The sequence below is a fragment of the Halobaculum roseum genome (genome assembly GCF_019880245.1).
Taxonomy (GTDB): domain Archaea; phylum Halobacteriota; class Halobacteria; order Halobacteriales; family Haloferacaceae; genus Halobaculum; species Halobaculum roseum.
Window position 1 is genome coordinate 223,854 of record NZ_CP082287.1, and the last position, 16,566, is coordinate 240,419.

The following is a 16,566-nucleotide window of genomic DNA, read 5'->3' on the forward strand; positions in this document are numbered from 1 at the left end:
AACTACGGTAGCGGCCCCTTTTGCTCCAGCAGATCATATTTCTCCAAGACCAGACCGAAGTACATCTCATCCATCAGCTTCGGATTCCCAACGCGATGGAAGTCGTCGAGAACAAACTTCACGTCACGACGTTCCAGGCCATACGCGTGGAATGCGGCCGCGTCGATTTCAGCCTGTAATTCTCTGCGCTCTTGATCTTCTACCGCTGCCTCGATTCCGCCGAGTCGCTCACGCATTTCTTTGAATTCTTCCCCGTAACAGTTCAACCGGGCAGCTCGTTCAGCGATATAATGGAACCAGTCATCTCCGTCGGTGAGGCGTGGTAGCTGGGATTCCAGTAGCTCACGCTTGATGATGTGCGTCTCGACCTTTGTCCGCATCAGGAAATCGAACGCAATGCTATTCAGGAGTCCAGTCGCCACGAAGAGTTCCCGATCCGTGAATCGCCGGATGTAGGGCGACCGAAGCGGAGACTCTGAGAGATGTCCCTCTTTGGGCCTAATATCGAACGGTTTGAACGTGTTAATCGTATGGAGGCAGATGATGTCTTTCGGGAGTACAGTGGCGATTATCGTCCGCTCATTTGTGGAGTTCGTAACGTCTCGAATTCCGACGCGATACTCGTCACAATCAAGGAGTACATCTTCTTCTTCTAATCCGTGGCCACGATGTTCCTTGAGGAGTTCGTCCACGAATTGTACTTGTGACTTGCTGGTTTCTGGCCCACCGAATGCCTCGTAGATTGCTCGTTTCAGGTGGCCTCTATTGAACTTCTTTTCCCGGACACGATATTGTGCACTATTCGGCGGATCCTGGAGTCCCTTACTCCAGTACTCAGGACCCGCTAAGTCACTATTGAGGCTATTATCGTGCTGGAATTGATGGATATTTTTACCCCCGTAAACTGGGTAGTCAGCACCTTCAGGTGTATTCTGTAATCGGTCCTTGTCAGTCGATTCTACAAATTCCTTCGTCAGCATATCTACTGTCCAGGCCCCCTCCACCCCTTCTCCCAAAGACGGTTGGTCAACCACTTTCTCTAAGACGCTTGCTTCCATCTGTGAGGTGATTGAAGGGAATATCCGCCCCTCAGGCGAGTAGCTAAGAAGCACCTCTCGTGGGATAGTAACTGCTTCCTCCTCGATTCGATATACGATGTCCATGTTATGCTGGTTGAAGATGCCGCGAAGTACTGACGTCCTCCCTCCGTATTCAAACGTCAGTACAGCAAATCGATAGCGATCGTCAATCGCCTCAAAGATGCCCTTATTTTCGAACCCAATGAGATTCTCTACGTCTGTGTGATCCAGTAGATGTGTCCGGAGGTCTTTCCCCATCACTCCACCGAAGATAGTTCCCGGGAGGAGCAGACTCACCTTCACGCCGTCTCTGGAGAGTCTGAAGACCCGCTCTAGAAAGAGAGCAGACAGTTCATTTTTTGTCGGCATCGTCCGACCGCCCACCACCGGAGATTGGAGCTTGTAGACGTCTCCCTGCGTGAAGAAGTCTGCCTGAGTTTCCATCGAGTCCTTGTAGTCCTCCCATTCCCACGCAACTTCTGGGCTTGAGAGGAGGTTTTCCATCACACCGTCTTTTTCTTCCGACGGATAGGTACGGAACTGCTCATCGTAGCGGATGAAGAAGTCGTCGCGATTCGCGTAGAGCATGTCCCAGGGTGGGTTCCCGATGAACACGTCGAATCCACCTTTCTCGAAGACGTCGGCGAACTCTAGCGGCCAGTGGAAGGGGGACCACTCCCGAATTTCCTCGATCGTTATGTCGTCAAAGCCAGCGTCTTGGAACTCTCGCCGAAGGATTCCGTCAACGCTCTTGTGTAGCACTTTGTTGATCTCACAGCGTAGCTTTGATAGCGTGTTTGAGCGCTTCTCTTCCCGGTTTCCGCAGTAGTTTTCGTCGAAGCTGGAACGCTCGGAGATACTGTGTGAGCTTATCTTTTGAGACGCCTCGATGAGGCGAGAGCCACGGTCGCAGCAACGATCCGTGGCTCTCGCAGGTATTGACGTGGACGTCTTCATTCGCGTATTCGCCGTCGCCGTGGACGACGTATTCGCGGTCGAATGCGTCGTCCTCGTCGAGTGGGTCGTAGGTACGAAATCCGTCAGTGTAGACGGTCAGTGGCTCCTTCTCGCGGTTTGCGAGAAGGAGCCGAACCGTCGATTCATCGGCGGATTTCGCGGGGATCACATACCGATTGCCGGTGCCGCGATCGACGATCGTGAACACCGGCGGTTTGTCCTGCTCGTACGATCCTCGTCCACGCGTGGACAGGCCACGCGAGCGCGACCGACCGTCGCGCTCGCGGCCTTTCAGCCCTGCAGAAACGTAGACTTCGTCGATTTCGACGGGACCGACGAGGTCGAGCGAAGGCGCGTCGAGCGCCTTCGTGAAGCGCTCGACGCGCTGGTAGATCGTTTTGTACTGAACGTCGATTTCGAGCTGAAGTTGGCGAAGACTCGTGTTAAACCGGAGAAACGCGTAAATCGAGAACAGCCACTTCCTGAGCGCGACTTTCGAATGGGCGAAAATCGTGCCGGTCTTGTCGTTGAATGTGCGGTCGCAATTCTTACAGAGATAGCGCTGAAAGTGCCCATAGCTGCCGTTCTTGACCGTTCGGTCAGAACGGCAGCGAGGGCAAGTAACACCGTTACGCCAGCGAACCTGCTGCAACAGGTCCGCTGCGACCGATTCCGACCCAAACACATCTAGCGGAATCATGCCTAACGGACACCGCTGACGCGGTGTCCTTGCTCTCTTCGATTCTACGGCGACAGCTAAGCGCCATCAACAATCTCCTACAGAAGAGCGTTCCGTCAAATTTGTCCCGGTTTTCCTCTATTCTGTCTTCTGCCTCCTTCCGCCATTCTTGAGCTTCAACACTGGTCTCCGCTTTCTTGTGCTTCTTGATGGCCTCTTTCACGTCCTCAAAACGGGTTTTCACCTCCCAAGAATCGAGATCGCTGTCCCCGTCTTCGTTACTCTCGATGTCCGTATCGAGTTGACCAATTAGGCTGTTGCCCTGTCGTACGTTGAAATCGATGTTGGGGAGCGGCTCCACCTCGCTCGGTTCATCCTCGATATCAGCGACCATCGACAACCAGAGTCTGAGCTTGCAAATCTCAACGGCACCTTCGTCGAGATCGACTCCGTACAAATTGTTGAGGATGGCCGTCCGCTTTGCGTACAGTGATGAGGAGCCTTTTCCAGACTCGATTTCTTCTATCTCCTCTCGGGTTCTAGATTCCAGCTCCCAGCCTTGCCCTTCAGCTTCGAGCCGCTGAAAATACTCAATGCATTGCATCAACTGAGCGTCTCGCTATTGGCTGTTTTCGACTTGATTTACGAATGCTCGTGAAATGCGAGCTGCTTCTTACATACTACGCAACGGGTGGATTGACCAGTTCAGTCGAAAGTCACCCTCATATCCATCATTTTCATATGAGTAAAGCAACTTTCAGGTGGTATGACTCTCCAGCAGATCACCGCATCCGATATCGCGGGCTGGGACTCTTTACAGGATATAGCGAACTCCTTTGAAAAACGCGGGCTCAAACCACGCCCGAAATTAGGGGGCGATAACGAACTCGTAGTCCAGCTTGATGATGACGAATTCATCGTTATCGTCAATGCTGGCCCCGGTGAGACTGCCACGGACTTCAAACCGGAAAATCGCTCACGGCATACCAACCTCGTTGCCACCAACGATTTCGAGACCTTTACTTTCATTACGCGAGTCCGAAGCTGGGAGGGGCAGCAGCACGGTCGAATTAAGCATCAAAAGATCTCGTTCTCAAAGGAGCAGTTCACGCGGGACAGCGGAGAGAAGAACACTATTCTCCAGAAGCTGAACTCGATCGAGTACGGTTCCTCTGCTGCGATATACGATACGCTCTACGACACGCAACAGGTCGTCAAAGAGTTCTATGAACAGTTCGAGGAACTCCGGACGGATCTCATTCAAGAGGTCACGGGCATTCCCGACGACCGTGGTGACGCGAAGCAACGATATGTGCAGGTCATTCTTGATCGGATGATATTCCTATACTTCATCCAAGAAAAGCGCCTCCTTGATCGGAACCCGAACTACCTTCACGAACAGCCGAATGAAGTCGTTGACGAGGGCGGTGACCACTACGAAGAGTTCTACGAACCGCTCTTCTTCGAATACCTCGCAGAAGACAAGCAGAACCCTGACTTCGGTAGTCTTCCGTACCTGAACGGTGGCTTATTCGCAAGGAACCCTGTCGAAGAGGAGTTCCAGAACGTGAAGTTAGGCGGTTCTGCCGAGGAAACAAACGAGCTCTTCGACGATATCCTCGACTTCCTCTCCGATTGGAACTGGAACGTCGACGAACGACTCGATATCGTCGATCCCAAGAACCTCTCCCCAGCGATTCTGGGCCACATCTTCGAGCAAACAGTCAACCAGAAGGAGATGGGAGCGTACTACACACCCGAAGAGATCACGGGGTTCATGGCCCGGCGGACAATCCATCCGTATCTTCTCGATCAGCTCAACGAGGCTGTGGGCGCGGACTACGACGAGATCGACAACGTGTTCGGCTTCCCCGTGCCCGAGGCAGATAGTAGCGCAGAAGCTGTTGCCGATGGCGGAACCATAACTCAGCAAGTTCCAACGGAAAACGTCCAGACAAGCCATGTGGAGACCCTCTACCACGACATTCTGAAGGAAGCACACATTCTCGATCCCGCCGTCGGAAGTGGCGCTTTCCTGCTCGCCGCACAGGAGGTGCTGATGGACCTATACATGCAATGCATTGAGTATTTTCAGCGGCTCGAAGCTGAAGGGCAAGGCTGGGAGCTGGAGAGTCGTAGTCGCGAGGAATTAGAGAGTATTGAAGGAGGGCATGGAGGGATATCACTTTTCGCAAAGCGGTCTATCATCCTCAACAATCTCTACGGGGTCGATATCGAGGACGGAGCAGTCGAAATCTGTAAACTACGCCTGTGGCTGTCGATGGTCGCTGATATTGAGGACGAACCGAACGAGGTCGAACCCCTCCCAAATATTGATTTTAACATCCGTCATGGTAACTCGCTGATCGGGTTCACTGAGCTCCAAGAAGTCGCACGGGAAGATGCGGGCGACGCGTCACTCTCGAATTGGGGTGTCGGAACTGCAGTCAAAGATCTCTATGAGGATGTCATCCGGGAACAGGACCGCCATCGAGCTGCGGATTCTGCCCGTGAAGCGCAGAATGCTCGTAAAATGGCTGAACGAAAAATCGACACCCACAGCGAGGAGCTTAATGAGAAGATCCGCGATCAGTTCAACGAACTTGTCGACGAGGATATTTCTCTTGAGGAATTAGAGGAGTTCTCACCGTTTCATTGGGTGCTCGAGTTCGCGACAGTCTATCGGGAAGGCGGCTTTGATGTCATCATTGGGAACCCACCGTGGGATGAGCTGAAGCCATACCGGACGGACTTCTTCCCAAAGTACGATACTGAGTTTCGTAGCCGCCCACCAGGTGAAAAGGACAAGAAGGTTGAGGAGCTCTTAGAGAACCCTGAAATCGCTGCCGAATGGGAGAAGTTCCAGCGTGACAAGGAACGGCAAGCGACCTATATCAACCAGAGTGGAGAATACGAGTACCAGACACCAAGCGTAGAAGGACAACAGGTTGCACGGACGAACGACCTGTCCCTACTGTTCTTTGAGCGAGTCTATGATATCGTCAGAGACGGTGGTTATGTTTCACAGCTGCTTCCTGGTCCGTTCTTCAATGCCGCTGCTGGAAAGGATTTGCGAGTACATGCATTGGAAGAGTCTGAGATTCAGAGTATCATCGGATTTGAAAATCACGGCATTTTCTCCGATATAGACACTAGGTATAACTTCGGTATCGTTACGCTCCGAACAGAGGGAAGCACTGATACTGTCCACGGAATCTTTCATCAGACTTCCGTTGATGTTCTTCGGTCAATTGACGATGTAGCTCTAGAGATTCCAGCGCGAATCCTCAAAGAGTATTCTCCTGGAGCTCGAATTTTCCCCAACATCGAGGACCAGCAGGAGGTCTCAGTGCTGGATAAAATTCTCCAGACACCACCATTGGCGACTGAAATTGAAGGTGCTTGGCGAACGGTCTTGTACAAGGAACTGGATCGAGGACGAGATCGGGATAGATTCATCGAAGACGAATCCAAAGGGGATTATCCGGTCTATCAGGGAAAGAATATTCACCAATTCTGTTATGAGTCGACCTACGTCGACGACCTCAAACCCATCTCTTTGTGGAGTGTCGATGAGGATAACGAAGAGCTGAGCGCGAAGCGTCGCGTTCGAGAGAAGAACTTCCGTGCCCGGGACGATGCGATCAGCCTGAAGAAGGCTATCTACAACAAGTTCGCTGATGACCCTGAGTTCCGCCATCTCCCGGCAAGTTCGCAGAAGCGGTTCGTCAATCGGTTGCTAACAGAGGAATTCGACCGCCCCGAACTTTCTTTGGAGGACATCCGTCTCCATAGTTCTGAGTACCGGCTTGTGCTCCGTGAAGTCGCTCGTGCAACCGACGAACGGACGCTCATTGCGGCTGTAATCCCACCGGGTGGAGTCGTCGTCCATACGCTGTACACGGTTCGACCATTCGAGGCAAATCCTAGCAAGGATGATCTTTCGGAATTCCCGATGCACAGCGCTTACGACCGTGTTTTCACTGATAAGGAGCTTTTCGTCGCGCTTGGGCTGATCAATAGTATTCCGTTCGATTTCTTGATGCGGACAAAGGTTGATTCTCACGCCTCGAAGTACAAGTTTGAGGAGTCACAGGTCCCCCGACTCACTGATGGCGACGACTGGTTCCACTACATCGCTGATCGAGCGGCGAAGCTCAACTGCTACGGTGAGGAGTTTGCTGAGATGCGTGAGCGACTCGGTGGGATTGAGCCGGCGACGGATATGGAGACCCGGCGTGAACTACAAGCCGAAGTCGACGCGGCCGTGTTCCACGCATATGGGTTGGATGAGGAGGAAATGCAGTTCGTCCTTGATGACTTCCATCGGGTGTCGAATCCTCGAATTATGACGGAAGCGTACTTCGAGAAGGTCGCTGAGAAATACACTTATCTTGGAGATGTAGGCCCGATGGAGTAATCACTGAAATAGCGCTACGCCTGCTTCCTGAATATCAGTGAGTTCAGATTTACTGATGAATACTGTCCAGCGCTCGTCGGGTCATAGCTCCATCGACATTTAGATATTGACGTGCGGTCGTGATGTCCTCCCACCCGAACATTGCTCGGAGTGCGGGAAGATCCAAGCCTCTTCCTGCATGGTACGACGCTGCTGTGGCACGTAATCCATGTAATGAGGTTGCGTCGTTAGACAATTCTGGGGACAATTTCAGGGCCGTTTCTAGACGTCGCTGTAAGGTCGAGAACGAATACGGCCAGCCACTATGTTCGTCGAGTAACAATTCAACCGCGACTCGAACCCGATACGAAAAGTGGTAGGGAACTGTTCGAGATGCGGCTTCTGTTTTCGGGAGCCAATAACGCTCAGCAAAGCTCTGAAAATCCGTATTGGGATTATGATCTAGCCGTTGTTTCACCGCCTGCCGGCAGTATCCACAGATGCCACCATCCCGTCCCTTCGTACAGTTTTCCTGTGTGGGAATCTGGATCATCTGCCGCTCTAGGTCAACCCACGATTTCGACAAGTGCGTTGTTTCTCCTGGTCTAAGTCCAAGACGGCCTCCAAGGAGAATGGCCGCTCGTGTTTCGAGTCTCTGTTGTGTATCATCTATTCGCCCAGCACCTTCTAACAGTAGTTCGAACTCGCGTTCGCTAAGGGCCCTCTCTCGTGTTGCTACCATATCCATCGCTGTCTGTCGATACAAAGATAATCCGCTTCTTCTTCGAGTGGCAAGGTGAATCGGTTCACAGCCGGGTAGAATTGCCGTCTGATATGACAGGAAGTACTTATGGGTGCCGTCCGGACGAAGCGTATGGGACTCTTTGAGACCTTATTTAGCTCATCCACCGGGGATACTGTCCCTCAGGCACAGCAACCGAGTCAGCACGAAATCTTCCCCGAGGACAAGTACAATGTCGCATACGCTGTAGCCGCTCGGCGTGAAGAAATTCGGGCGTTAGAACACCTTCTAGAAGCGGATCAGACCTCACCTACCGCCTTGGAGGCTGAGCCTTTCCTTCAGGATATAATCGAAGATATGGAGCAGGATCGGGAATACTCCCTCCGCCTTCGCACCTCTGGGGAGGAACTCGTCGACGATATCCGTGAACTCATAGAGCATTGGGACAATCAGGTAAATGAGCAGATAGGGACGATTTGGTGGCCTATCGGAGCAGATACGACGTTTAGGCTGTACCTCCATTATCTGGAACTCCGTGCTGACGCGGAGGATGACCAATTTTCGTTCCCGGAGTCTGCTGGACAGGTTCATACTCTCGTCCAGCGGGGTCTTAGTGCAATGGCTGATGATGACGACTCGAAGCTCGCTGTAGTCCATAAGCGAGACATTCCTTGGGAAGAACCAGCTGAGGACAGCTGATCCAGTTCGCTCCTTCTCAAAGAGACCGATTAATTGTATCCAGTGTCAAACCCAGTTATGGTAAAAATCTCAGACTCCCTGTGTTCGCTTTTCACTGCGAAAATTAAGGAGGAGGATGGCACTTTCGTCATCGAGATTCCTCCGAGTGAGATCAAGCACGGGGCGCTGACCGGTGATGAAACGTACCGCATCGCTCTCCTTGATTCCTCCTCCGAAGCTGAATCAACATCTCCACAGGCCCCACGGCATCCCGCCTCTCAGGGGAGCACGAGCCATGATTCATCTGGTCCTCCTGTTGATGAGGGAGAAGTGCGCGACGTGACAATCGAAACCGTCGGTGATCAAGGAGACGGTATTGCGAAAGTCGAACGGGGGTACGTCGTGATCGTTCCCGGCGCTCAGCCCGGCGACGAGCCAACAGTCGAAATCGAACAAGTTCAGGAGAACGTCGCGTTTGCGAGCATTGTCGATAGCGATCCGCGAGCACTCTAACCTGTTGTCCCCTCTGTGGATCGGTCTTCTTCTCGGTAAACCATCGGTGTGAGAAGGCTCCGTTCGCGTTTGTCTGATGGAGGTGGTTCTGAAAGTCACGTCACGTTTTCTTCACGCGCTCGCGATGGCACAACCTTCCAAAGCCGAAATACAATCTATGACAAAGGAACCGATTGAGGTACTCGACGACCTGGCCAACCAGGTCGCCGATGAGTTTGAGGCGTATAGGCAGCCGGACAAATTCAAGGATGTCTCGCTCGTGATTGAGAACAGCGACGCGGAGCATCCGACGTTGATAGTTCACGTCGATCGAGAGGACGCGGATTCCCTTGCTGATCGAATCGATGAGTTCCTCCGCGAGCACGGTGCCCGTACTGAACGGGAACGACGTTCAAACTCGCGGTCCCGCGCGAGGACGTGGAAGTCGTCGGCGGCGAGGTCGTCGAGCAGGTCGACCGTGAGCTGGTACGGCGAGAGGTGATTCACGTGAAAGGTGTACTCGACGCCGAGGTCGGTGAGGCGGCCCTCGCGGAAGTAGCCGCCCGCGTTGTTCACCAGGATGTCGAGCGAGCCGCCGTCGTCGGCGTCGTCGTCCCGGACGGCATCGCGGGTCGCGTCCGCGAGCGCGGCCACCGCCTCGGGGTCGGCGAAGTCGGCGGCGACGAACTCCGCCGTCCCCTCGTTGACCCCGTCCTCGACTGCGTCGACGACCTCGGCGCCGGCCTCCGCGTCGCGGCCGTGAACGATCACGTGGGCGCCGAGTCGCCCCAGCGACAGGGCGACCTCCCTGCCGATGCCGCTCGTCGACCCGGTCACCAGCGCCGTCCGCCCGACGAGGCGTTCGTCGCCGACGCCGGCGACGTCCTCGGGATGCTCGCGCATGGCCGACCCGACGGGCCGGGGCACATTAGGGTCGTTGGCGGCGGCGAGCGCCACGGCCGGGGCGGACGCCGGGCATCCGGGACGCGTCGCCGGTCCGCCTCGGCGTCCCCGCGTGTTCTGTGGGCGGCTCGGCCCTTCAGACCTCGCCGTTCACGAGAGCTTTGCTCTCGTGAGCTCACGAGACGCGCAGCGTCTCGTGAACGCCGTCGGCCGAGGGCTCGCTTCGCTCGCCCTCGCATGCGAAGCGAACCGCCCTTACCGCCGCGCGCCGACGGACGGGTATGACAGCGGAAGTCGTCGTCCTCCGGTACGGCCACCGCCCCGGCCGGGACGACCGAATGACGACCCACGTCGGCCTCACGGCGCGGGCGCTCGGCGCCGACCGCGTGGTCCTCCCCGACAACGCCGGCCAGTCCGCCGAGACGGTCCGGGACATCACCGACCGCTTCGGCGGCCCCTTCGAGGTCGAACTGCGCGACGACCAGCGGTCGTTCACCCGAGGCTGGGACGGGACCGTGGTCCACCTCACGATGTACGGCGAGCGCGTCCAGGACGTGGAGGCGGACGTGCGCGCCGACTCCGTCGCGAGCGACACGCCGCTGCTCGTCGTCGTCGGCGGCGAGAAGGTGCCGTTCGACTTCTACGAGGCGGCCGACTACAACGTCGGCGTGACGAACCAGCCCCACTCGGAGGTGGCGGGCCTCGCGGTCTTCCTCGACCGCCTGTTCGAGGGCGCGGAGTTGGAGCGCGAGTGGGACGACGCCGACCGCGTGGTGCTCCCGCAGGAGACGGGAAAGCGGGTCGTCGACCCCGCGGAGGCCGTCGCCGAACGCGACGGCGCCGTCGAGGGGACCGACGACGACTCCGACGGCGGGTAGATGGTCGGCTCGCGAACGCTCACGGCGCTGGTCGGGATCGCGGTGTCCGTCGCGATCAGCGTCGCCGCGTGGTACTACTTCGACACCCTGCTGGTGTTCCTCGTGCTCCCGTTCGTCCCGCTGCTGTTCCGCGGGCTGTCCCGCGCGGACGACGGTCGAGCGCCCGCGAGGGAGTGCCCGACGTGCGGCTTCACGACCCGATCGTCGGAGGTGCGCTACTGCCCCCGCGACGGGAGCGAACTGCGGGAGTCGTAGGCGACGCCCGCGGCGACGGGCGTCAGTGGTCGTCCTCGCGCCACTTGTAGCCGCACTCGGTGCAGGTGAAGAAGCGCGTCTCGGACTCGTCGGCCGACCGGATCTGCTTCATCTCGTAGCGGACGGTCCGCGTCTCGTCGCACTCGGGGCACTTCTGCTCGACCGTCGGGCCGACCTGGGACTCGTCCACGTCGGACATGTCGACGACCGTGTTCCCCTCCTGCCCCTGCGTCGTCGTCATCGCCGCCTCGGCCGTCTCGTCGCGAAGCTCCTCGTGACCGCAGCCGTCACACACCCACTTGCTGTCGTCCGCCTTCATCATCGAACCGCACTCGTCGCAGAAGTTCATACCCCCTCGATCGGCCGTCCCCGTACTTAAACGGCGGGATCGACGGGAACCGGGACCCGCGGACGCGACGCGGCGGGAGGACGCGGGAACGGTGCGGAGGTAATGGGGGAACGGTGCGGACCCGACGCGGGGATACCGGCGGGGATGTCGGCCGTCGCCGGCTCAGGCGTCGCCCTCGGACTGCCCCGGTTCCCCGACGGCCTCGACCGGGAGTTCGTTCTGGATGTCGGTGTACAGTTCCCCGGAGTTGTGGAACTCCTCGCTCGAACACGCCGCGACGTACTCGCCGAGGTTCCCCTCCCCGTCCGCGAACCGGACGGTCACGTCGGAGAACTCCGCGGCCGCCTCCTCCCTGCTGATGGGGTAGTCCAGCTCCGCGAACAGCGACTCGACGCGCGACAGGTTTACGGATGACATGGTACGCTCCCACGTACGCGCCCCGGGCGTATCAGTGTAGTGTCGGGTCAGCTTCGGACGGCGATCGAACGGGTTGGCGTCTGGGGACGGTCGGGGCTGGCTCCCTCGCGCATCGCCGTCCTGTCGGGCGGATCGCCCACAGGCTCGCCGCCGGCTATCGATGCGTTCGGTCCCTCCGCTCCCGCACGCCTCGCCCTACTCGCGGGTCGCTGCGCTCACGGTTCCCTACGGTCACCGTTCGCTGTCGCGGTCTCGCGTCGCTCGACCGCGCCCGCTCCCCGCTCGCTTCGAGGTGCTCGCTTCGCCCCCTCGACGACGCCCCGTTCCTTGGGCGGAGCGGCACGAGGACCGCTCCGCCGATCACCCGTCGTCTCGGTCGTTCACTTCGTTCACTCCCTCGACGACGCCCTACTCGAAGTCGGGGTCGCGCTTGTTCACGAAGGCGTCCATGCCCTCCCGCTGGTCGGGCGTGCCGAACAGCCCCGAGAACACGCGCTTCTCGTAGGTCAGCCCGTCCGAGAGGCTCATCCCGTAGGAGGCGTTGATCGCCTCCTTCGCGGCCGCGAGCGCGAACTTCGGCTGGGCGGCCAGGTCGTCGGTCAGCTCATCGACGTGCGAGTCGAGCTGGTCGCCGGCGACGACCTCCCCGACGAGACCGTACTCCTCGGCGTCGAGGGCGTCGATTCGCTCGCCGAAGAGGATCAGTCGACGGGCCACCTCGTCGTTGACGAGTTTCGGGAGGCGCTGGGTCCCGCCCCAGCCGGGGACGATCCCCAGGTCGATCTCCGTCTGGCCGAAGACGGCGTTCTCGGCGGCGACGCGGAGGTCACACGCCAGCGCCAGTTCGCAGCCGCCGCCGAAGGCGTAGCCGTTTATCGCGGCGACGGTCGGCGCGGGGAACGTCTCCAGCGACCGGGCGATGTCGTGGCCCAACTCGGCGTACGCCTGCGCCTCGGTCGTGTCGAGGTCCTTCATGTAGCCGATGTCGGCCCCGGCGATGAACGCGTCCTCGCCCGCGCCCGTGAGGACGAGCGCGCGCACGTCGGCGTCCTCCGCCTCGGCGATCCCCTCCCGCAGGGCCTCGAGCGTCTCGACGTTCATCGAGTTCAGCTTCTCCGGCCGGTCGACGGTCAGCGTCGCCACCTCGTCTTCGATCTCGAGCGTGACGGTGTCTGATTCGGGCACGCGCGATTCGTCACCGTGACACACCGTAACCCTTCCCCATCCGACAGGCGACGCCGGTACTCCCCGGGGGGACTGTGGTCGGCCCTACACCTCCTCGGCGAGTAGCTCCCGAACCGTCTCGTCGATGAACTCCTTGTCCGCGGGGTCGAATCCGAACATCCCGAAGTGGCCCCACGGCGTCTCGATCGGGCGAAGCTCGCTGTCGGGGATCATCGCCTCCTCCTCGCGGCAGTCCTCCAGGGTGAACACGTAGTCCTCCGCGAACGGCATCACGTAGGTCCGCGCCTCGATCCGGTTCAGCGCCGCCTCGAGGTCGCCGTCGGTGTTCCGGCTCACGTCCGCGTGCTTCCACTTCCAGGCCATCGTCAGCAGGTCGTTCGGGTCCATCGGGAGGAACCACTCCTCCCACGCGTTGTACACGAAGTCCTCGAGCGACGTGAAGCCCGCATCGCGCCACGCCTCCTCACGGAACAGCGTCGAGCTCGTCCCCATCAACAGCCACGTCCGCGCGTGCCGCTTCAGCCCCCCGCGAACGTCGTCCGGGTCGTCGTAGTAGCCGTCCTGCCAGCCCGGATCCGACCGGATGCAGGCCATCAGCGCGTCCACCAGCAGGCCGCTGAGGACGGGGTTCCTCGCGGTCCCGCCGATGGGGGCCGCGCGTTTGACCATCTCGGGGTACCGAACGGCCCACTCGTACGTCTGCTGGGCTCCCATCGACCACCCGAGCACCAACTGGAGCTCGTCGATGCCGAACTCCTCCTCCAGCAGGCGACGCTGCGCGCGGACGTCGTCGCCGATGCGGACGTTCGGGAAGTCCGCCTGCCCGTTCGGCGGCGGCGTGTTGTGCGGCGACGTGGAGAGGCCGTTTCCGATCTGGTTCGGCAGGATCACGAAGTACTCCGTCGGGTCGATGGCGGAGCCCTCGCCGACGTACATCTCCATGTCCTTGCTCGTTCCCGAGTACATGTGCGGGAACAGGACGGCGTTGTCCCTCGCCTCGTTCAGTTCGCCGAAGGTGGTGTACGCGATCCGGCAGTTCCGGAGCGTCCGGCCGCTCTCCAGCTCGAACGCGTCCATCTCGAAGTGCTCGTACGGGCCGTGGACCGCCTGGGTGTAGTAGTCGTTCTGGATGCCGGTTCCTACCTGACTCGCGCCCGGCGACGGTGCCTCCGCCGGAATGTGGTCGTCGTCGCTCATTGGGTCCTCCGCTCCGGATGCGAGCGGATACGATCCAGTATCGTTCACGAACGATAGTTGTTTTGGTCGTGCGCCAGTTCCGTCCGACCCGCCCGGCGCCGCCGCCGCGACCGGTCCCCGCTCCCTCCCCCGCCGATCCCTGGACCCGTCGCCCGAACCGGGAGGCCCAAATACTCCCGACCGGAACCCTCCGGCGATGAGCGACCTCACCGACGAGGAGCTGGAGCGGCTGGGCGACGTGGTTCGGCTCCAGCCGACGAAGAACAGCGAGCTCGGCGATCGGTGGGGGATGGACAGCGGGAGCGACGTCCACAGCTACCTCGAGAACCACCTGTCGGACTACTACTACCGCGACGACAACAGCCTCATCCGCGCGACGAGCGAGGCCGCCGAACTCACCGGCGTCGAACCCGGCGTCGTCGACGACGAGGGCGACCCGAACGCGGTCCCCGAGCGGATCACCGTTCCCGAACTCCACGCGCGGGTGTTCCGCGTCGTCGCCGACCACGACGAGCGCTCGGAGTCGGTCGTCTCCGTGCTGAACAAGCTCCGCGAGGAGTTCGACGCCGACCCGGAGGCCGGCGACGTGCGCCGCGCGCTCCAGAGCCTCCGCCGGAAGAACGTCGTCGAGGTCGTCTACCGCACGGTGCCGACATTCAGCAACGGATGTCCGCGTGTTAGCGACGATCGACTAACACCGTCCCCCTCGAAATTTTTTGACCGGTTGCAAACACCTCTGAAGGCGTTCGTATCTTTGCTTCCGGTCACCGAGTGCCTACCCGCTATCCGCTCAGGTGGTCAATCTGGGAAGACAGATACTCTTGAAGCGCGGTGACCGTCTCTTCTGAGACAGCTGAGGCCCCGAAATCACTCCGAAAGCCGTGCTTGAGTTCGTCGCTCTCTAATATCTCTAGTCCACGCTCAAGCTGTTCCCGCAGCGCATCGTCGTCCCCTCGCCGCAGGTGGGGCGTAACAGCGTCGAGGTCGATCTCTTCTGCAACCGCCAAGACATCCCGAATATCGGTTTCACGCCCACTGTGGAGCTTTGCAGCCACGAGGACTGCCCCATCGATGACTCTGGCCGTCGTCGTTACTGTGCCCCCGCTCACCTCCTGCTGGTGGCTGTGGTCGTACAGATAGTCGAACGACCACTGTGCCTCCGTCTGGCGACACCCAAGTCCGTTCACGAGGAGATCGAAGCCGATCGGCTGTTGCGGCGTGAGCCGCTTCTCGTACTCGATGACTTCGGTGTCGTAGAACCACTCCTTGGCGTGGCTGTCCGTTTCCTCGAAGTCCCGCTGTTCGAGGAACTCGACGAAGTCAGCCTTGGAGTCCGGCGCGACGACAATATCGAGGTCCGTGGAGAAGCGTGCGTTGGACGCTGAGACTGCGTAGCCGCCGACGAGAACGTACTCGTGGCCCTCTTGGGTGAGCTCCTTGAGTAGTTCGATGAGTGCGTCACTTCGGTTGTTGAAGCTCATGTCTGTGCCCGTTCGGTCTCTCGATACGTGACGCCGAGGTCGAGATCCTCGTACATCCGGTCCAGCATCGCGAGCGCCGACTGGAACTGAGCGTAGTTTTCGCGCATGTACTCGATCGTCTCTGCTCTCGGGATCACCGGGTACCCTTCGACGTGCTCGATGTCGAGTGACGCGCGTGGCTCGAGGACGATCTGCAGTGGTCCGTCCAGCTCGTCTCGGGGCTGTCGCTCGAATGCGGTGGGGAGGTCGAAGGACTCGAAGAATGTCTCCCAGGCGTCGACGTCCTGCTCACGAACAGCGAGGAACAGTGGATAGTCGTCGGGCTCGCGACCGACCTGGTAGCCGCCCTGAGTCCACACGTAGACGGCGTCGATCCGCGTGAACGCGAACGGCCAGTCACTGAACTGCGGGATGACGTAGGCTTCCTCGATAGAGGGTGGACTGACGCCGGCGCTGGCAGCCACGAGCTCGCGTGCGGCGGCCCTCACGCGCTCGTCGACGACAGTGAGGCCGTCATCATAGGCAACGTAGCCTGCGTCTTCGAGACGATTGACAGCCTGTCTCACCGTCTCGTACGGCGTGTGGAGGTGTTGGGCGACACGACGGATGGAGTCACCACTCTCGATAGCGAGGATGACCTGCGCCGCGGTGTCGTCGAGCACCTCGTACATCTGGTGGTTACCAATAATCCGGTAACAGTTAAAAGTCTTACTCGAATGACCATGAAGCCACTATCTCTCTCCATACTCTCGAAGGTAGTCCTGATTCCCGCTGAAAACACGTGGAACGATTATAACGAATTCAACGAACAAAACGAACTGAACGAGAAAAACGAATGTAGTGAACGCATTCTGAGGAACGACCTGGCACCCTCT

16 protein-coding genes and 1 pseudogene are annotated in these 16,566 nt (G+C 58.8%); 6 read left to right on the forward strand and 11 right to left on the reverse strand.

Features of this window, described 5'->3' with window-relative positions; genetic code table 11:
- Positions 1-2: 2 nt before the first annotated feature.
- The 3 genes from K6T36_RS16355 to K6T36_RS16365 are packed head-to-tail and all read right to left on the reverse strand — an operon-like array spanning position 3 to position 3,319.
- Positions 3-1,841 carry an Eco57I restriction-modification methylase domain-containing protein gene (locus K6T36_RS16355; protein ID WP_222923552.1) on the reverse strand — a complete coding sequence of 613 codons (1,839 nt, stop codon included), beginning with the start codon at positions 1,839-1,841 and terminating at the stop codon, positions 3-5.
- A 10-nt stretch (positions 1,842-1,851) separates the two neighbouring features.
- Complete coding sequence (locus K6T36_RS16360; protein ID WP_222921354.1) at positions 1,852-2,736, reverse strand: IS1595 family transposase; 885 nt, start codon at positions 2,734-2,736, stop codon at positions 1,852-1,854.
- On the reverse strand, positions 2,666-3,319 hold the full coding sequence (locus tag K6T36_RS16365) for an Eco57I restriction-modification methylase domain-containing protein (RefSeq protein ID WP_222923553.1): 654 nt from the start codon (positions 3,317-3,319) through the stop codon (positions 2,666-2,668). Before K6T36_RS16365 ends, K6T36_RS16360 begins: the two co-directional genes overlap by 71 nt.
- A 162-nt stretch (positions 3,320-3,481) precedes the next feature.
- Here K6T36_RS16365 and K6T36_RS16370 point away from each other — a divergent pair, with 162 nt between their 5' ends.
- Positions 3,482-7,135, forward strand: a complete 3,654-nt coding sequence (locus K6T36_RS16370; protein ID WP_222923554.1) for an Eco57I restriction-modification methylase domain-containing protein — start codon at positions 3,482-3,484, stop codon at positions 7,133-7,135.
- Positions 7,136-7,184: 49 nt separating this feature from the next.
- Here the strand turns inward: K6T36_RS16370 and K6T36_RS16375 are convergent, their stop codons facing one another.
- Complete coding sequence (locus K6T36_RS16375) at positions 7,185-7,862, reverse strand: site-specific integrase (protein WP_321170479.1); 678 nt, start codon at positions 7,860-7,862, stop codon at positions 7,185-7,187.
- 126 nt (positions 7,863-7,988) lie between these two features.
- Between K6T36_RS16375 and K6T36_RS16380 the strand changes: the two genes are divergently transcribed.
- The gene (locus K6T36_RS16380) at positions 7,989-8,555 is read left to right on the forward strand and encodes a hypothetical protein (RefSeq protein ID WP_225935247.1); all 567 of its coding nucleotides are present in this window, start codon (positions 7,989-7,991) and stop codon (positions 8,553-8,555) included.
- A 57-nt stretch (positions 8,556-8,612) separates the two neighbouring features.
- Positions 8,613-9,047, forward strand: coding sequence for a TRAM domain-containing protein (locus tag K6T36_RS16385; protein WP_222923556.1), 435 nt, complete (start codon positions 8,613-8,615; stop codon positions 9,045-9,047).
- 300 nt (positions 9,048-9,347) lie between these two features.
- Here K6T36_RS16385 and K6T36_RS16390 read toward each other — a convergent pair whose 3' ends face one another.
- Positions 9,348-9,929 carry an SDR family NAD(P)-dependent oxidoreductase gene (locus K6T36_RS16390; RefSeq protein WP_222923557.1) on the reverse strand — a complete coding sequence of 194 codons (582 nt, stop codon included), beginning with the start codon at positions 9,927-9,929 and terminating at the stop codon, positions 9,348-9,350.
- Between the two features lie 281 nt (positions 9,930-10,210).
- Between K6T36_RS16390 and K6T36_RS16395 the strand changes: the two genes are divergently transcribed.
- Together K6T36_RS16395 and K6T36_RS16400 are read left to right on the forward strand one after the other, a co-directional pair.
- Positions 10,211-10,807 (forward strand): tRNA (cytidine(56)-2'-O)-methyltransferase, encoded by a 597-nt coding sequence (locus tag K6T36_RS16395; protein WP_222923558.1) that lies wholly within the window; start codon positions 10,211-10,213, stop codon positions 10,805-10,807.
- Positions 10,808-11,062: a hypothetical protein gene (locus K6T36_RS16400; protein ID WP_222923559.1), complete on the forward strand. Its 255-nt coding sequence runs from the start codon at positions 10,808-10,810 to the stop codon at positions 11,060-11,062.
- A gap of 22 nt (positions 11,063-11,084) precedes the next feature.
- Here the strand turns inward: K6T36_RS16400 and K6T36_RS16405 are convergent, their stop codons facing one another.
- From K6T36_RS16405 to K6T36_RS16420, 4 genes are all read right to left on the reverse strand, one after another.
- A complete protein-coding gene (locus K6T36_RS16405) occupies positions 11,085-11,411 on the reverse strand; it encodes a transcription factor S (protein ID WP_222923560.1) in 327 nt (108 codons plus the stop codon).
- 162 nt (positions 11,412-11,573) lie between these two features.
- Positions 11,574-11,828, reverse strand: a complete 255-nt coding sequence (locus K6T36_RS16410; protein ID WP_222923561.1) for a DUF5789 family protein — start codon at positions 11,826-11,828, stop codon at positions 11,574-11,576.
- Between the two features lie 408 nt (positions 11,829-12,236).
- Positions 12,237-13,013, reverse strand: a complete 777-nt coding sequence (locus K6T36_RS16415) for an enoyl-CoA hydratase/isomerase family protein (protein WP_222923562.1) — start codon at positions 13,011-13,013, stop codon at positions 12,237-12,239.
- An 84-nt stretch (positions 13,014-13,097) separates the two neighbouring features.
- Positions 13,098-14,210, reverse strand: a complete 1,113-nt coding sequence (locus K6T36_RS16420) for an alpha/beta fold hydrolase (RefSeq protein ID WP_222923563.1) — start codon at positions 14,208-14,210, stop codon at positions 13,098-13,100.
- A 196-nt stretch (positions 14,211-14,406) separates the two neighbouring features.
- Between K6T36_RS16420 and K6T36_RS16425 the strand changes: the two are divergent.
- Positions 14,407-14,892 (forward strand): annotated as a pseudogene (locus K6T36_RS16425) (DUF5797 family protein); the annotation flags it as partial.
- Between the two features lie 100 nt (positions 14,893-14,992).
- On the opposite strand, the gene K6T36_RS16430 reads toward K6T36_RS16425, so the two are convergent.
- Positions 14,993-15,691: a nucleotidyltransferase family protein gene (locus K6T36_RS16430; RefSeq protein WP_222923565.1), complete on the reverse strand. Its 699-nt coding sequence runs from the start codon at positions 15,689-15,691 to the stop codon at positions 14,993-14,995.
- Positions 15,688-16,362, reverse strand: coding sequence for a helix-turn-helix domain-containing protein (locus K6T36_RS16435; RefSeq protein WP_222923566.1), 675 nt, complete (start codon positions 16,360-16,362; stop codon positions 15,688-15,690). The genes K6T36_RS16430 and K6T36_RS16435 overlap by 4 nt, the downstream gene beginning before the upstream one ends.
- Positions 16,363-16,566: the final 204 nt, after the last annotated feature.

Excerpts from the sequence above, each read along its gene's own strand:
- K6T36_RS16360 (WP_222921354.1), bottom strand. The coding sequence starts at position 2,736 with ATGATTCCGCTAGATGTGTTTGGGTCGGAATCGGTCGCAGCGGACCTG.
- K6T36_RS16365 (WP_222923553.1), bottom strand. The coding sequence starts at position 3,319 with ATGCAATGCATTGAGTATTTTCAGCGGCTCGAAGCTGAAGGGCAAGGC.
- K6T36_RS16370 (WP_222923554.1), top strand. The coding sequence starts at position 3,482 with ATGACTCTCCAGCAGATCACCGCATCCGATATCGCGGGCTGGGACTCT.
- K6T36_RS16375 (WP_321170479.1), bottom strand. The coding sequence starts at position 7,862 with ATGGATATGGTAGCAACACGAGAGAGGGCCCTTAGCGAACGCGAGTTC.
- K6T36_RS16380 (WP_225935247.1), top strand. The coding sequence starts at position 7,989 with ATGGGACTCTTTGAGACCTTATTTAGCTCATCCACCGGGGATACTGTC.
- K6T36_RS16385 (WP_222923556.1), top strand. The coding sequence starts at position 8,613 with ATGGTAAAAATCTCAGACTCCCTGTGTTCGCTTTTCACTGCGAAAATT.
- K6T36_RS16390 (WP_222923557.1), bottom strand. The coding sequence starts at position 9,929 with ATGCGCGAGCATCCCGAGGACGTCGCCGGCGTCGGCGACGAACGCCTC.
- K6T36_RS16395 (WP_222923558.1), top strand. The coding sequence starts at position 10,211 with ATGACAGCGGAAGTCGTCGTCCTCCGGTACGGCCACCGCCCCGGCCGG.
- K6T36_RS16400 (WP_222923559.1), top strand. The coding sequence starts at position 10,808 with ATGGTCGGCTCGCGAACGCTCACGGCGCTGGTCGGGATCGCGGTGTCC.
- K6T36_RS16405 (WP_222923560.1), bottom strand. The coding sequence starts at position 11,411 with ATGAACTTCTGCGACGAGTGCGGTTCGATGATGAAGGCGGACGACAGC.
- K6T36_RS16410 (WP_222923561.1), bottom strand. The coding sequence starts at position 11,828 with ATGTCATCCGTAAACCTGTCGCGCGTCGAGTCGCTGTTCGCGGAGCTG.
- K6T36_RS16420 (WP_222923563.1), bottom strand. The coding sequence starts at position 14,210 with ATGAGCGACGACGACCACATTCCGGCGGAGGCACCGTCGCCGGGCGCG.
- K6T36_RS16430 (WP_222923565.1), bottom strand. The coding sequence starts at position 15,691 with ATGAGCTTCAACAACCGAAGTGACGCACTCATCGAACTACTCAAGGAG.
- K6T36_RS16435 (WP_222923566.1), bottom strand. The coding sequence starts at position 16,362 with ATGTACGAGGTGCTCGACGACACCGCGGCGCAGGTCATCCTCGCTATC.